We start from the raw sequence: 15,580 nt of genomic DNA on the forward strand, positions 1-15,580 counted from the left end.
GTACCGAGCGCTGCACCGGTGGTTCGATTTCCGCGCTGGTTCACTAATTCAGTTTGAAAATTCAAAATGAACCAATATTATATGAACCATCCAAAGTGAACCGGAGGGGTCGAGATGTTCGTTCGGGCTTACCTCAGAGCGTCGACCTCGGAGCAAGATGCGAACCGAGCGCGGAGCCAGCTTAAGTCCTTCGCCACCGAGCGCGGACTCACGATCGCCGCGTGGTACGCCGAGAACGAGAGCGGCGCCAAGCTCGCCCGGCCGGAGCTGTTCCGCCTGCTCGCGGATGCACACCCGGGCGACATTCTCCTTGTCGAACAGGTCGACCGTCTATCGCGCTTGACCGCTGAGAACTGGGAGCGCCTCAAAGCGGAGATGACCGCGCGTCGCGTGCGCGTCGTGGCGCTGGACCTGCCGACGTCATGGATGATGGCGACCAACGCAGGTGACGAGTTCACTGGCCGCATGTTTGAGGCGATCAACGGCATGCTGCTCGACATGCTCGCGGCCGTGGCGCGGAAGGACTATGTTGATCGGCGTCGACGGCAGGAACAGGGCCAAGCGAAGGCGAAGGCAGAGGGCCGCTACAAGGGCCGCCCGGAAGATACGGACCGAAATGACGGCATCGCCAACATGCTTGCCGCTGGCCAATCGTGGGGATCAATCCAGAACATGACCGGCTGCAGCCGCGCGACAGTGGCGAAGATCGCGAAGCGCATCAAGCAAGCCGCCTAACTTCGAAAAACCGGACAAGCACGAACCCATGAGTTCTCCAGTCACCTGTTCGAGTTGTGGCGAGGGCGTCCCCGACGATCTCGATCGCCCGTCAAGATATCCCTGTCCGCGCTGCGGGTCGACGGTGAGAACGGTACACGCGGTAGCCTCCTCTATGGCGGTCTCCACCGCAATCGCGACCGTCACGCTCGAAGAGGTTCGGGCAGTAACAGCGAGCGCCAGTCTGGTGATGCAGGCGGTTGTCATCACCGGCGACAAGACCAAAGAAGGGCTCTTGATCGAAGCGGTTACTGTGCCCTGGCTCGATATCGTCAAATTGTTGGGGGCCGATCCGAATGCGGCTTTTCAGATTCCTCCTCGAAAATGGGAAGAAATCATCGCTGGCGCGTACAAGAAGGCTGGGTTTGACGAGGTAACTCTGACCCCGCATTCGGGTGATTATGGTCGAGACATCATTGCCGTTAAGAAGGGGTTGGGCAGTATCCGGGTCATTGACCAGGTTAAGGCCTATAAGCCGGATCATTTGGTTACAGCCGAGGATGTGCGAGCGCTCATGGCGTGCTTCAGGGGGATACCGCTTCGAAAGGCTTTCTCACGACCACCTCTGACTTTGCGCCTCGTCTACGACAGGATCCGTTGATTGCTTGTCATATGCCGTCGAGGCTCGAGTTGATCGATGGCAAGATGCTGCTCCAGCGATTGGAGCAACTTGCGAAATCTTCCGGCTCAACGTGAGGCGGTCCGATGATCGCGCCGGTTGGAGACCTCCGTCACGCGGCCGGTCTTGGCAAACGCTACACGGGAGCGACGCCGCTACTCCTTCACAAACGAGTTCACTAGGCCAGCGATGTGCTGCCAATCCTCGCGCTCGTCCAAGGGACTCGATTTTCGGCCTTTGAAGTAGTCGGGGCCGGCGGGATCGAATTTGTCACAAGTGTGTTTGAAGTAGTTGAGAGTAGCCGAAAGGCGCCTGCGCCATGCGGGGTCAACGATTAATGGATTCCGTCCGATAGGAATATAGCTTCTGACCGTCTCCACTGTTTCGGCCAACTCTTTGAGGTCGATTTTGCGCTTGGCGTCGAACTCATCTGACATCGACAGGTCTTTAAGCTGTTTGATCCACTCATCCCACACACGGGAATCGTCGAGCGGAAGAAGACTGAAGATCAACCGTGTCCCTCGCTCAAGGTCGCCACCCTGCTGCATTTTTTCCTCAACGCGCCAAACTTCGTTGAAGCAGTCAGCGATAGTACCAATTCGCAGGTGAGCAACTTCCAAGGCGCGCAATTCCCTTGCGCGGTTGTCGTCGATTGTTTTCATCGCCGCGAGCCACGCCATCATTCCCGCTATGATTGCCCCAGCGGCTCCGATGAGGCCACCGGCAAGCTCGCCGTGTCTGCTCAAAACGCAGCCAAGCCACTGCGGGAGTTGAGTGTCGCAACGCTCACTCTCGCCGGCCTTTAGGGGACCCCAGGCATCGGCCATCCAGAGCAAGCCAACCACGGCGCACATCATGCCCACAATGACGGCGACCATTGGCAGAAGGATGGTGCGCTTTTTCATGTAGCTATGATGTCGCGCGCACACCCAAGAGTCGAGTAAGGGTCTCGGAGCGCAAGCACGCCATGTGGTGGTAGCCCGAAAGAGCAACGTCTGCACCGGACCGAAGAAAAAACGATCAGACCTTGATCGGCTTCCTCGACGAAGCCGCGATAATCGGCCGGTATGGCCTACTCGGCGCGTTATCGTCGCGAACTTGCGTTCAGGCCCGGCACCGAGCACTCGACAACAATGCCGGCAGTATGGCGACCGCCATCGTCCGCCCAGCACGGACCCAGCGAGTGCGACTTCAATTCAACGTTTACAGGTTGCAAGCGGAGAGGTAGTATCAGTGCGCTTTAGCGCACGTCTATTTTACCAGATCAGTCCTTAGATGACGGAGGTAATTATGCGTACGCACCCACTCTATGCAGCATTGCTCATCCTCGTTGGGATGACGAACATAGCTTTCGGACAGACAGTTCAACCGGCTGCCGTTTCGTCAACCTCGGATGCAAATCAGTTTTTGAAGGCGGGAGTTACCCGAGTAATCGTGAGGTACGAGTGGCAATGGAATTCCGGCGCTTCTGGCGGCGGTTACTGGCTTGCCGAGCAAGGAGTCGTAACTGCTGTCGGTCCTAGTTGGATCGTGTTAAGCCAGGATGTAAGTAACAAGACTCATTTCATCCCATTTTCTGCTTTTAAGCACCTCGAACTGCTGAACTGAATCCGCGGCACCTAAACGCGATCTTCTTTCCCTTATAGGCGCGCTAAAGCGTTCGATCGGCCTCCGCATCCGATGGCGACGCGGGGGCCGACGGGTGTTTGCATTGACGGCGGCGGGCCTTTTTGATTGTCTAATTAGCAGTTGCTATAATAGCCCTCATCCCACCGCTTCTGGCTTCTTGTCGGATCAAGACAGAACATTCTCTCTTAGCGGCTACATGCTATTCGAGAATGCGGTGCAAGGAAAATTTGACGCCGGGGCAGAAATGTCCGCGCACTGCGAGGAGGGCGCGGTCGTGGGATCCAAACGGCACGTCGGAGCGGCCTTCGCGAGGCTCCGCTACGATGCAGCGTGAGGGCGTGACTAATGCTGCTTCTGGATTGAAGGCGCGGCTCGTCTGAGAACCCGTTCGTAAAACTCCAGACAATAGATCAGCCACGTTTCGCGGTGGGGAACGTCCTTGCTGCGGCGGCGGGTGAGGGCGGGCATGCCGCCATGAAAGCGACGCCGGCAGCGGCGCGCAAATTATCGATTCGTGGTGGCATGGATCGGCGGTGAAGTACTGCCCGTCGTGGGTTGGAAAGAGGCCGCTAATTGAGGCATACGCAGGCAACGCGCCGATGCGCTCCTCATGCGATCTACTTGAGTGTCGGCTCGACCGGAGATTGGCCGGGGCCTGCAAGAGTTCCCGGCGTAAGAGCGCAGAAGATTTCAATCCACCCGGCGCTGAGCGCGAGCTCATTCAGGATGTCTTCTGGATGTTTTTTTCCGCTCTCAAGCACAAGTTCTACCGCGCGCTTCAACAGACGCGGTTGCTCGACCGGGATCTTGCGAGGATCGTCGAGCGGCTCTTTTTTGCGCCAGCGTCGGAAGGATATCTGCTTGTAGAGATTGAGGGCTTGGTCGGCGTCGATCACTTCCAGATCGCGGCATCGATACACCATGGCCTGTATCGACACCTTCCAGCGCTCCTTAAGCGGCACGAACGCGTCAAGCCGAGTGGTGTAAACCTCATTGGGGAACGAGTTGCTCGGCAACAAGAAAGCACCAGCGAATTTATCAGCCTCGGCTTCTATTGCTTTCAGCGTGGCTTTGTCCTCCAGGTCCGATTGCTCGACCCATCGATGTAAAACGAGGTGACCAAGCTCGTGGGCTAGGTCATAGCGCCTCCGGACGCCGGCCTCCTTCTCGGAGGCCATGAAAATAAATGGACGAGCGCCATTCCAGAACGAGAATGCTTCGACGTTCTCTCCCTGCATTTCGTATCGGCAAATCACGATGCCCTTTGCTTCCAGCAGAGCGAGCACGTTTGAGATCGGACCAGGCCCAAGACCCCATAGCTTCCGGAGATTGAGCGCGATCTCATCGATCTCTTCAAATTCATAGCGGCCGGACGAGTTCGCAGGCGCACATTCCGGGAGTGAGGGAGGCGGGTAATTGACAAATCCGTCGAAGTATTTTGCCGTTTGAACAAACCAATCGCCTAGCACCGCGGCTGCCTCGTTGCGACGGAGCGTTTCAGGTCCGAATTTGCGATAGAACCGCGCTCCCGCGGATCCGAATGGGGGGCCGTCTGGACTAGTGAAAAAGTTGACGGGCTGGCCCAGGACATCTGACATTTTTTGGAAGGTGGATGGCTCCGGCGATTTGTCGCCGCGCTCGTAGGCGGAAACCGCCTGCCGAGACACGCCGATGCGATCGCCGAGATCGCCTTGCGACATCCTTGCGACCTTCCGCGCATCGCGCAGCTTGGATGGAATCAAAAGCCGCCCGGCTTGGTGTGCGCGGGCGGCAGGAGCGGGAAACTGGACTACTCTATCGGTCCCCATTGTCTCTACGCCACTTGTCGATTTCTTCTTTGAGGGTCACCACGGCTTCGATGTCGGTGTCTTCGGGCGGCGGTTCGGGTGAAGTTACAACGTGAGGCATCAGCATCAGGTTGGGGGTCCTGTAGTGATACCCCTTCTGCTGATCCTCCCGCGGGAGCCCAAGATGGGCGAAGTTCAAAGTCTGGTAGCCGTGAAACAGCAAGATGTGCGGGGTGCCTCCCGCTTCTTCGCCATCCGGCTTCAGCCCTGCCAACCAGCCCTGGCCGTTCAAGCGTTTGTTCGCTCGGAATGCAACGTCGCGAGGCTGTTTCGAAGGGTCAGAAACCTGGCTGATTGTCACCGCGGAATGTGAAGGAAGGATTTCCAGATACCGGCCGGTCGGGCGTTCGAACCAGCGCCAGCGGAGATCAAATGGCCACTGCCCGCTCCTGCAAAGTCGCTCGAAGCCGAGATCGACGGCCCATTGGATGATGCGGCCTCGGTTGTCCTGCGCGCTGGTGACGTTCAGGATCGGCTCATCCGCGATGAGAAGAGCGGCGGCCTCATAGGCAGTTTTAAGTGTGGCGGGAATGAAGGACCGCAACGCCAGCGGGATCTGGTCTCGGAGAAAGGCTTCTGCGCAATCCACGTTTTTCCTCGAATCTGGTTGCCCCCTGACGTGCGCAACCTTATCCGAAAAAATGGCGTTTTTGTCAACCGTGATCTTTGATGTTGCCCCGGTCCGGCGAAACGACCTTGATGCACTCGCTGTCCAGGTACTGACGCTCGCGCTTGACCTGCGATCCTTTAAGCACTCGTCACGCCCGCCTTTTCATTGGTGCCACATTCCCTCCGTCCCGCGGCACAAGCGGCACAACTGCTGCCCTGGCGAGGTCTTCGAGAGCCGTTGCAATGTATTTGGCATAGTGCCGCTCGATCATTTTGACCGAAGTGTTGTGCAGCTTCGCGACCTGCTGGATGGGAAGGCCCTTGCGGAGGCCGCGCACGATGCTGGAGTGCCGGAAGGCGTACGGAATAACTTCTGGCATGTCGGCGCGATCGCGAATGGCGCTCCAAGGACGGACGAGTTCGCCCCGTTTCCACGCGCTCCGCTCGGACTTCTTCCACGCGATGCTACCCGGCTCCTGTTCGTGGAACCACCGCTCGAACAGGATTGCATCGCCGGCTCGTTCGACGATCGCGGGCAGCAGCACCGCGATCACGTCGTCGCCGACCGGAACGGGGACGGATCCGCCGTTGCCGCCACGGCCCTTGTAGGAGCCGGGCACCATCAGGCGCCGTTCCGCGACCTGCACGTCACGAACCCGCATTCTTCTGACCTGGGCGTAGCGGGCTCCCGTGGCAGCTAGACAGACAACGACGAGGTACAGATCCAAATCGAAGCCTTGTTCCTCATCGATCTCCCGCGCAGCTTTGAGGATGGCGCCAATTTGCTCGTCCGTAAGGACCTGATTATCTCGAGCAACCGACACCTCATCATCATCGTCGACCCGCTCGGCTTTGAAACCCGCTTTCACGATGGCCAGAAACGTCGGGTTGAGCATTTTTCGATCGGTCGAAAGCCTTGGCCATGCAGCATTGAGCGCGGCCTTCAAATCGTTCGCAAACCGCTGCTTGGTCGTGACCTTCAGGTCTGTCGGCAGGCCCTCGCGCCACGTCCACAAGTGATCCTCTGTGAGCGCATGCAGAGCCACCGCTGCCAGAGGAGCGGGCTCGATCGCTTCCTGATTGCCGCGCTTTTCTTGGCCGAGAACGTATCGCCGCAGCTTAATGCTGGCATCGGATCGGATCTCGCGGCCTGTGCGCCGCTTTTCTCGCTCGTCGCGTTCCTTGATGTAGACCTCGACGGCCGTCCGCACCGTCGGCGCAGGGCCGGCTGCCTGGGCCGCCCCTTCCGTTCTGGCCTGGTCGACGGCTTCGCGCGCGGCCTTCATGGCCTGTTCGAAGGTTAGGGTGCCATCCCTTGGCTTGTCGTTGAGGTCGTTAGCAACGCCCAGGGGAGCCTGCTTGTAGTTGCCGCCTTCGTAGTGATTCCGCCAGCGGACGAACCGGACGCCGCTTTGTTTGCCCTTGCGATAGCCCAGATGCGCCTCGGCATCGAGACGGCGCCAATGCACGCCAAGCTCAAGCCTGTCCCGGGCCTTTGCCGTCGTAACCTGAGCCTCGGTGAGCGTCTTTGACATGTCGCTTCGCCCTGATGAACGTTGAATATTCGTCAAATATGCAGCGGTGCATGACGGCGGACAATAGTGAACTACTTTTATTCAACCTATTGATCTAATTGGATGTTGGTGGACGCCAGCGGACAGGCGTTGGCCGTCAAATTGGCCCTCTCAAGGCTGAAACAGGGGTCCGATTCCCGTAGGGACCGCCAGCGGCTCCAGAAGCCCTGCTAAATCAAAATCATCACGCAAACTATGGCTTTGTCTGCTGTCAGGTGGCAGCACGAGCCCGTAGCATTTGATGCGCGTGATGGGACTAGTCAAAGATAGAGATGGGACGTTCTACGCTCAACAGCGAGTGCCCGACCGGCTGCAAGAGGCTGTGGCCCGCGTCCTCAAACTGCACAAGCCGTGCCTCGTTTCCTGAAGAGATCGCTGGCGACGAAGGTTCGCAACGAAGCAAACGTGCGTGCCAAGCCCGTCCAGATGGATTTTGATCGCACACTTGAGCGCGCTGACCGCTAAGCCAGTTCGCGAGAGCCTCAGCGCCATCGAAATCAGGAGAATGACCGGGTTCTAATGCCCAGCGTTCTCCAAGGCGATGACTTGGACCGGCAAAGAGGGCCTCGGGCGTTGAGCAATGAAGGCAGCGCGTCACTCAACAGCTTCGATCTCGACGGTCATTCGTCAGATGAGTTTGAGGTTGGTGAGATACTGGACCTCGCCCAAGACGCCTTCGCAAAGGCGGACGTAGGCCACGTCAGGGCTGAGGTCGCAGAGCTACTGGAGACCTTCGGCATCAACTTGGACGAAGCCTGCGACGATTACCGAAGCTTTCTCTTGCGGTACTTCAAGACCAAGTAAGGGCCTACAGATTGAACGGACCGGGCCGGGGATAGTCCCGTCCAGTTTGGTCGACGGCGGGGCGCGTAGCCCGTATATATCTGCCTTCTGGTGCCGCAGGTATCTCCGGCGGCACAGATGAGTGTGTGTTATCGTTTTCTTGCCGGAAGATAAGGCGCGAACTGCCCTCCCGGCTTACCCTGCATCATCTCCAGCGCCAACCGAATGGCGGAAGGAGTTTCCTTGAGCTTCACGCCGCAAGCCACTTCGCTGAATTGGCGTGAAGGAAGTTGATGTCTTTGGCTGAATCATCTCAACCACTCAAATCTGGCAGGTGCCTTGCGGGCCTCTCGGCGTTAAAAGGCAGAGCATCCTTGAGCAGCCGCCCAAGGGTGCGAGGTGGCAGCGTTGTGGTACCGTGACGCTGGCGAACGAATTTAGCGGCGTAAGTGATAGGGACAGCGCTTTCCAAGGGCCTCTCCACGGGCGCCGAGTCACATCGTCAGTAAACTTCGCTCACAGCGCGGAGCCGGTAGTTTTCAGAGCCGCTTTGAACAGCGTGGAGAGCCGGCCCGCGCTGCCACGCTCGCCCTAAACCTTCCGGGCTCGAAATGCTTCAGGATGCAGCGAGAGCAAATATCACAGATGAGACGAGATCTTTGGCGAGAGCCAAGGGGAAACTCGTACGTCAAAATACTCTATCGCAGCAGTGCGCAGCGCAAGTACGCACTTTGCGATTATACTGATTGTTATGCCGGTTCCCTACGAAGGTAAATGGTGGCACGCTTTGACGATCCCGCAGACGCGAATTCAACGCTACACCGAAGACGGATAACACCAAGACAGATCGCCTCGCAGCCTCCGCCTGCGCGAAATCTTGAAATCCATCGCGAAAGATCTGCGGAATTCAAAGCGTCGCGCGGACCAAAGCAAAAGGCCCCCTTGCAATGAGCCACGCATAGCAGTCATTGCGTTGCTCTCGCAACTTCGTTTCGGGAGCGCAAGCCGTTTGTCGCCTGCGAGAGAAGGAGATGACCGATGCTCAATGGCAAGAGGAGGACGCGGACGCTTGCGCCTCTCTGCAACCCAACGGCTCTGCATGAAATCGAACTGCTCGCTGCGAACTCCGTCGCGCAACTGCGCTCAAGCTTGCCACAAACTTCGGCCCGAGTAATAAATGCTCCGATCCAACGGTCGCTGCCGCAGTCCGTACTCGATTGCACATTGGTCTCGGGAACCGATAAACCGCCAGAATCGCCAAAGCGCCGGGAGGTATATCCGCGACAAAGGCCGCGATGTAATGAGCAGTGTCCTACGCTTGTATGTAAAGATGCTCTGATTAACGGCGCTCTGCAGCGCCCGAACCAGATCTCGGCATGAACAGTGCTGCCACCATGCAAGCTCAGAAGCTCACGGCTGGACGGCGAGAACGGGGTTTCTGGCGCTCGAACTTGAGACATTGGTTTATGAGCTGAGCTGAGGAGAACCCTGCTGAGGTGACCACGAAAACCCGATGGCGCGACGCAACGGCGTGTCGTGCACTGTGTCGCCCCTCACCCGGCCTCGACCGAGCGAGTGGTAGGGCAGGCGACATCCCGACGAACCCGAAGAAAATGATTTCGTTCGCGGCCGAGCGGCAGGTGCGAAAAGCGAGGAGCGAGTTTCGCTTAATCGCGCGATCTCCGGTTCCGTGAAAGGTCGCGAGTTTCTCTCATGGCTGAGGGTCGAATTATCGTTTTCCGGGAAGACCGCAACAATCGGAGCCGGCACTACGGCTATATCGTCGACGCAGCGCTTGGGCAGGGGTGCGACCGTGAGCTAACCGTGTACTTTGACGAGCGCGATCTTGTCGGCTGCGACCCGAGCCAAATCGACGCGCCGCATACGAGGGTTGGCTTTGAGTACGGCATACGAGGTGTCGGTCGAAACCCGCGCGCGCGTCATGTCCGGCTTCTGCCAATGCCTGAAACGCTCGGCCGAGTCGTCAAGGTCAAGCCGAACGATCGCGGCTACTATGGCTTCCTTCATGCGGATGGCGAGACGCGCGATTATTATTTCACCGACCGAAGCGTAATAAACTGCGATGTCCCGCTTTTGGTTGGGGCGCGAGTGCGGTTCTGGTATGACAACGGCCGCTTAAATGAACGCGCATACCGCGTTGAACTAGTCGAAGAAGAATAAAGCCATTGTCAAACATGATCCACGGCTAAGATTTGGCCGAGCACTCGGATCCTCAACGGCTTACACAAACGCGCTGCGAGCGAAGAGCGGTTTGCATCGCTAACAAACGATCTTTGTTGCCGTTCCTCACTTGGACGGCTTCACGATGGCAGGACATCCCAGTTAGCGCCATCCGCGTTGTGACGAGATGCTGAGTTTAGCCGTTGCTTTAGGGTGCGCTCGGTCTCTTTTACTTACGGCAACTGAAACGGAGATAGGGAATATAGTGGCGCTCAGGCGTCATCTGATCGCTCTGGAGGACTAAGCGGCGTGAATTCGCTCGGTCGTCAAGTTTGGCCACCAATTTCTCGATTGGTGTGCATGACCATCAATGTTGGTAGGTCACCCAAGGCCGCTTTCTCGCTAAAGTCGCACTGTACCCTGAGGCTACGAGCCTCACGGGAAGCGGGGTAGGCTAGCCTTGTGATCCCCCGAGGCTGCCTACTGAGCCGGCGGCACGTGATAGGAACAGCGCCTTTCCACCTCGGATGGCGGCGCCAAGTCATGTCGCCCTAAGTATCCGGCGAAGCGGATGCGGCAGAGATGGCGCCTTTAACCATCCTCCCCCGGTGGAAAAACGTGCTGAGTCGCATCCGCGCTGCCTTCTCGAACGCGCCGATTGACTAGTTTTAGCGCCTACCGGTTGATTGGCGTGATACACCCTGACAACCTCATATTGAGGATCGAACGCACCTTCTTCGATACGAAAAACCAGCGTGGAGCGCGCCCCCGGTGAACGGCGGGAGGTTTTTGGGTCGAAAGCAACTCATGCGCGATCCGATTGGCCAATCCTGCTCCGCCGAAGAGCCGCACCGGCCGAAGCTTGAAGTCATAGCGGCGATCAGTCTTGAACGTGCAGTGGACTGGCTGAGCGCCAATTCGGGGCGGAGGCCCCTGCGGCTGCCGGTGATTGCAAGTGCGCCAATGGGCTATCGTCTAAGCGAAAACGTCGAATTACTCTCCTCGGCAAGTGGCGCCGATGGGCCGCTTTTGTTTGTAAAGTTGCAGTTCAAGTCTGTCAGCTTTCGGTAAGCCAGCTTCGATAAAGAATGGCTGGGTTTAGCGGGGGCGTGGCAGGGACAGCGCATGAGCTGAAGGACCACCATGTGCCGAGTTACGCTTCCGTTAAGCTCATTGCAGTGCGGACGCGGCAGGGATAGCGCCTCATGATGCCCCCAGGCCTCCAGGCGCCGAGCCGCGTTCGCACTGCTTCCAACTCACGGGTTAGGTCTAATTCTGGCTATTTCGCTCGTTCTCCGAGCGATGCGCGCCCGATCTGGTTGTTGCCGCCGCGTGAGGCTGAATTTTGTGCTTAGCTGAGTGGCAGGGACAGAGCGCTGCCCCTGTGTATGCTTGGGGGATAAACACCGAATTAAGTTCCGCCAAGTTGAGCTGACGGTCCGGGCGGGCAGGGACTGCCTCTTCTCCAAAGCAACCACGGGGGCGCCGGCCCGCGCCTGCACTGCCTCCGATGAATCATCAATAACCTTCTGGAAGAGAAGGAGCAGGCCTGGCTGAATGCGTTGCTGTTGTCTTGGTGCAATTATGTCCACCATTGGGAGACTTGACCGACAGCGCCGCCATACTTCAATCGGTAGTCCCTCTCGGGCTTCCGAACTCTCGGACAATCATACCAACGAACTTCTTCCATCGCGCTCGGACTGGATTTACTCCGCCAACTTTTGCTCATGCGCTTGGCCTGTCATTCTCTTCAATGCAACGCCCCCGTGTCTGGACATGCGGTGCCAATTTGTTCAAAGACAGAGACCCACCTAGGAGGCCGCCGACGAGGATAGGATCAACCAATTTTGGTAGGTGCCCTTCGATACTTCTCCAAGTTACTACTTTGTGGCCCTGAGAATTTGAGCCTCATGGGAGCAAAGGTGGCCAGCCCCGATCTTCGTGACTGGGTTGGCCACCAGCGCTTGCGACATGAGCCACAGGGCAGCTATAGGCCGAGAGATGCATATGTTCCAGCGGCATATCGCCTCCCTGCGGTCGCAAGCGCTTGCGGTACTTGCAGCTAATCAGGCTCGTGCCGTCGATCAGTCTGTGGGTCATCAGACCGCCAAGTCACCACATTCAACATCGAAGAAGTTCAGGCGATGCTCGCCATACTCGATTGCGTGAAACACAACCTGCGGCCGAAGGAAGCACGACAGATCGCTTCGCGCATACGCGCGGTGTAGAGGGGCCGCACCGGCGGAAGCCAGTTCGGGTAGGATGTCTTTGAGACCAGATGTGGGCTTTCGCAGGTCGGCCAGCAGATCATGAAAGAGAATCGAAGCTTTACCTCACGCAGGCAGGATCAAATGGACACCTAAACAAATTGGCTTCTGATCCCGAAGCCCGAGGGAGAGGCTATTGTGCCGAGCGCGATCGTAAGTGGCCTGAGAGGATGCAGCCGCGCTGCAATTTAAAATCCCGGCCAACATCGTGCAGCCGAGCGTTCCCACAAGGAACGGGTGGATGGATTGCGATTGATCAACACAAAGCCAAATCCTGCCTGCCACACGCGCTGACGAGTGTCACAAGGGGCCATACTGGAAAATAAATCGCAACCGACGTCAGCACGCAAATTATCGATGCAGACCCGAGTGGTCGCCGACTTTGGACGGCCGGCCAGCGAGTCGGTCGAAGCGGAACACGGCCGCCTGAAAACCTGCAAGCCAAGAAAGTCTTCTGGCCTTGATGGCGCAACCAAATGGCATTTTTATCCATCAGCAAGCCTTTTTCGAGACGTCAATTTCTTTTCCTCTTGCCGATCTTGACAATTTTCTTCCACGCTCCGTAGGAAGGTACCGAGCTGCGCGGAACCTCAACGTTCTTCAAATGAGAAAAGTATTCGCTGCCAACCATGAGAGGGAAGCCAACCTTCAATGTCGCGGCGCGATCACCCTCGATCCACAGCCCGATTTCAGCGGCCATTCCACCAATGAGATTCGTGAAGATCCGGAACAAGAACTCCGGGGCGCCGATTTCGGCCAAGGTCAGTCTCGGCACACGCAGGCCGCGTCGTTGTGTTCTCAATGGCTCAACCCGACAAGCCCGTGACCAAATCATTGTTTGCTGTTCGTCCTTTGGGCGAACTGAGTTGAGGCCGAAGAGCAAAATCAAACTGAGGTCCAAATGAGCCACGTTTCGGAGCAGCTGATCGACCGAATTACAATTCCCTTTCTGCAGCGGTGGAAGCAAGACGGCCGGCGTATCGTCATGACAACGGCCTACGACGCGGTTGCGGCGCGTATCGCGGACCCTACAGTAGATATTATTCTCGTCGGTGACAGTGTAGGTAACGTTTGCCTTGGCTTCGAAAACACGCTTCCAGTGAGCGTTGCGATGATGAATCATCATCTGGAAGCCGTAGTACGCAGTAAGCCTCGTGCTCTGCTCGTCGCCGATATGCCTTTCCTTAGCTATCACGTCAGTGTCGGGGAAACCATACGCAACGCCGGGGGATTTCTGCAGCGAGGTGCGGCTGCGGTGAAACTCGAGGGCGGCGGCAAGAGAATCGACATGGTGCGTGCCCTTGTCGATTGCGAGATTCCCGTGATGGGCCACCTTGGCCTTATGCCCCAGAGCGTCAATGTCATGGGTGGCTTCAAAGTGCAGGGCCGAAAAGCGGACGAAGCGCTGCGTCTTCTCGATGATGCTCATCATCTGCAGGAGGCCGGCTGTTTCGCTTTGGTACTGGAGGGCATTCCGGCCGAGCTCGCCGCTCGAGCGACCGATTCCTTGACAATACCAACGATCGGAATCGGTGCTGGCCCGTACTGTTCGGGGCAGGTCCTCGTGTTTCACGACGTGCTCGGTCTGACTGAAGGTCATCGGCCCAAATTCGTCCGCGCCTATGCGGAAGGCTTTCAGCAGTTGCAAGATGCGCTTTCTCGCTGGGCCGCGGATGTCCGCTGTGGTGCATTCCCCGGAGCGCAAGAGTCCTATCGACTTCCGGAAGGGATCGGCGAGGCTATTGCCAACTGGGTGCCGTCTAATTCAATTTAATGTAGAGTACGAAATGCAAACAATCACCACCGTCGCTGAACTTCGCCATACCCTTGAAAAATGCCGCAGTGCCGACCAACGGGTCGGTTTCGTGCCGACAATGGGCTATTTGCACGATGGTCACCTGGCGCTAATCGCGGCGAGCCAGGCGAAATGCGATGTGACCGTCGTAAGCATCTTCGTCAACCCGACTCAGTTCGGACCAAATGAAGATCTCAGCAGCTATCCACGCGACTTCTTGCGTGATGAAGAACTGTGCCGCGGTCGGGGTGTCACGATCCTCTTCGCGCCCGGTGCGCATGAAGTTTATCCGAGCTATTTCGAAACCTTCGTTGAACCGGGCGATCTCGCGAAGCCACTGTGCGGAGCCTTCAGGCCTGGACATTTTCGTGGCGTCGCGACTGTCGTATGCAAGTTGTTCAACATGGTGCAGCCCGATGTCGCGTTTTTTGGGCAGAAGGATTTTCAGCAATGCGCCGTCGTGCGTCGCATGGTAGTTGATCTCAATCTCCCGATCGAGATTGTCACCGTACCAACCGTTCGCGAGCATGATGGCCTCGCAATGAGCAGTCGCAACCGCTATCTCAGCGAAGCAGAGCGTCAGCAGGCCCTTGCGATCAGTCGCGGACTGTCAGCAGCGCTCGATGAATTTCGCTCGGGAGAGCGCGAAGTTGAAAAGCTGATTGCAGTCGCGAAGAGGCATTTAAAGGCTGTCGACAGACTACAGTATCTTGAACTTGTCGACGGTGACACGCTCAAAACCGCCGACAGTCCACTGCGGCGCCCCGCGGCGCTTTGTGCGGCCGCTTACGTTGGCTCAACGCGGCTGATCGATAACGTCATATTGACTTTGCCAACCCTGTAGCGCAATGCGTAGCTATGCCGCTTGCAGCATATTAAGCTGAAGAAGCACTCAAGGCTTTGTTCCGACACCGCATTGTGGCGGCAGCAGAGAGCAAGCTCCCACGCGACCTTGTTCGGCGAGTTGGCGAAGCGATAGCGCATGCGCACGTTTTATATCAGCCGTGAACTTCGTGTCGCTGGCAAACCCGCAAGTCGTGCAGGTGATCAGCGGGCCCTTCGGCAAACCTTCGTATAGTGCTTCACAGCCGACGCTATATCACCTACTTACCTTTGTAGAGTTGAGCACCAGTCAGATCGTTTGTAATTTCAATGTTGAACCTGGATCGTCCGATCTAAGGGGCCGTGCGAAGTCTGAACTGATGCCTTGCAAAGGAGTCGGCGCGTTCCGATCAGGTGTTGAGCCGAACATCTGGGTCAACCGCCTTTTTGGTCTCATAGAAGGTGCCGTTATTGAGATCGCGATAAGCCGCGAGATCGGCGGAACAGCATTCAAAGAGCCACGAAGAGATTGGAAGCGGAGAATAGGGCGTCTGCGCTCGCGGACGTGTGGGCGACTTGGAGCAGCCAATAGCTCGTCGCTCGTATTAGCGTCTTTGGTACAGTCGCCGTCTTGATAATTATCGCCCTGGTGTAAGTTGCCGGCGAATTTGCAGCCCACT

At 57.4% G+C, this 15,580-nt stretch carries 13 protein-coding genes; 8 read left to right on the forward strand and 5 right to left on the reverse strand.

The window, feature by feature from the left end:
- Positions 1-114 precede the first annotated feature (114 nt).
- Together ACVW16_RS23145 and ACVW16_RS23150 are read left to right on the forward strand one after the other, a co-directional pair.
- Positions 115-735: a recombinase family protein gene (locus ACVW16_RS23145; protein ID WP_456701406.1), complete on the forward strand. Its 621-nt coding sequence runs from the start codon at positions 115-117 to the stop codon at positions 733-735.
- Between the two features lie 154 nt (positions 736-889).
- Positions 890-1,375, forward strand: coding sequence for a restriction endonuclease (locus ACVW16_RS23150; RefSeq protein ID WP_456701407.1), 486 nt, complete (start codon positions 890-892; stop codon positions 1,373-1,375).
- 173 nt (positions 1,376-1,548) lie between these two features.
- On the opposite strand, the gene ACVW16_RS23155 is transcribed toward ACVW16_RS23150, so the two are convergent.
- Complete coding sequence (locus ACVW16_RS23155) at positions 1,549-2,298, reverse strand: hypothetical protein (RefSeq protein WP_456701408.1); 750 nt, start codon at positions 2,296-2,298, stop codon at positions 1,549-1,551.
- A 385-nt stretch (positions 2,299-2,683) separates the two neighbouring features.
- On the opposite strand from ACVW16_RS23155, the gene ACVW16_RS23160 reads away from it, so the two are divergent.
- A complete protein-coding gene (locus tag ACVW16_RS23160; RefSeq protein ID WP_456701409.1) occupies positions 2,684-3,001 on the forward strand; it encodes a hypothetical protein in 318 nt (105 codons plus the stop codon).
- A 638-nt stretch (positions 3,002-3,639) separates the two neighbouring features.
- On the opposite strand, the gene ACVW16_RS23165 is transcribed toward ACVW16_RS23160, so the two are convergent.
- The 3 genes from ACVW16_RS23165 to ACVW16_RS23175 all read right to left on the reverse strand — a co-directional run bounded on the left by ACVW16_RS23165 (position 3,640) and on the right by ACVW16_RS23175 (position 7,013).
- Entirely contained in the window at positions 3,640-4,830 is a 1,191-nt protein-coding gene (locus ACVW16_RS23165; RefSeq protein WP_456701410.1) for an ImmA/IrrE family metallo-endopeptidase, read from the reverse strand.
- Positions 4,817-5,458 (reverse strand): hypothetical protein, encoded by a 642-nt coding sequence (locus tag ACVW16_RS23170; RefSeq protein ID WP_456701411.1) that lies wholly within the window; start codon positions 5,456-5,458, stop codon positions 4,817-4,819. The genes ACVW16_RS23165 and ACVW16_RS23170 overlap by 14 nt, the downstream gene beginning before the upstream one ends.
- A gap of 169 nt (positions 5,459-5,627) precedes the next feature.
- The gene (locus ACVW16_RS23175; RefSeq protein ID WP_456701412.1) at positions 5,628-7,013 is read right to left on the reverse strand and encodes a tyrosine-type recombinase/integrase; all 1,386 of its coding nucleotides are present in this window, start codon (positions 7,011-7,013) and stop codon (positions 5,628-5,630) included.
- Positions 7,014-7,625: 612 nt separating this feature from the next.
- Between ACVW16_RS23175 and ACVW16_RS23180 the strand changes: the two genes are divergently transcribed.
- The 3 genes from ACVW16_RS23180 to ACVW16_RS23190 all read left to right on the forward strand — a co-directional run bounded on the left by ACVW16_RS23180 (position 7,626) and on the right by ACVW16_RS23190 (position 11,087).
- Positions 7,626-7,856 carry a hypothetical protein gene (locus ACVW16_RS23180; protein ID WP_456739051.1) on the forward strand — a complete coding sequence of 77 codons (231 nt, stop codon included), beginning with the start codon at positions 7,626-7,628 and terminating at the stop codon, positions 7,854-7,856.
- Between the two features lie 1,692 nt (positions 7,857-9,548).
- The gene (locus ACVW16_RS23185; RefSeq protein WP_456701414.1) at positions 9,549-10,016 is read left to right on the forward strand and encodes a hypothetical protein; all 468 of its coding nucleotides are present in this window, start codon (positions 9,549-9,551) and stop codon (positions 10,014-10,016) included.
- A gap of 807 nt (positions 10,017-10,823) precedes the next feature.
- On the forward strand, positions 10,824-11,087 hold the full coding sequence (locus ACVW16_RS23190; protein WP_456701415.1) for a hypothetical protein: 264 nt from the start codon (positions 10,824-10,826) through the stop codon (positions 11,085-11,087).
- Positions 11,088-12,797: 1,710 nt separating this feature from the next.
- Here ACVW16_RS23190 and ACVW16_RS23195 read toward each other — a convergent pair.
- The gene (locus ACVW16_RS23195; RefSeq protein WP_456701416.1) at positions 12,798-13,043 is read right to left on the reverse strand and encodes a hypothetical protein; all 246 of its coding nucleotides are present in this window, start codon (positions 13,041-13,043) and stop codon (positions 12,798-12,800) included.
- Between the two features lie 141 nt (positions 13,044-13,184).
- Between ACVW16_RS23195 and panB the strand changes: the two genes are divergently transcribed.
- Positions 13,185-14,057 carry a 3-methyl-2-oxobutanoate hydroxymethyltransferase gene (gene panB, locus ACVW16_RS23200; protein ID WP_456701417.1) on the forward strand — a complete coding sequence of 291 codons (873 nt, stop codon included), beginning with the start codon at positions 13,185-13,187 and terminating at the stop codon, positions 14,055-14,057.
- Between the two features lie 13 nt (positions 14,058-14,070).
- Positions 14,071-14,922, forward strand: coding sequence for a pantoate--beta-alanine ligase (gene panC / locus ACVW16_RS23205; RefSeq protein WP_456701418.1), 852 nt, complete (start codon positions 14,071-14,073; stop codon positions 14,920-14,922).
- The last annotated feature ends 658 nt before the right edge of the window (positions 14,923-15,580 follow it).

The sequence above is a fragment of the Bradyrhizobium sp. USDA 4474 genome (assembly GCF_054057515.1).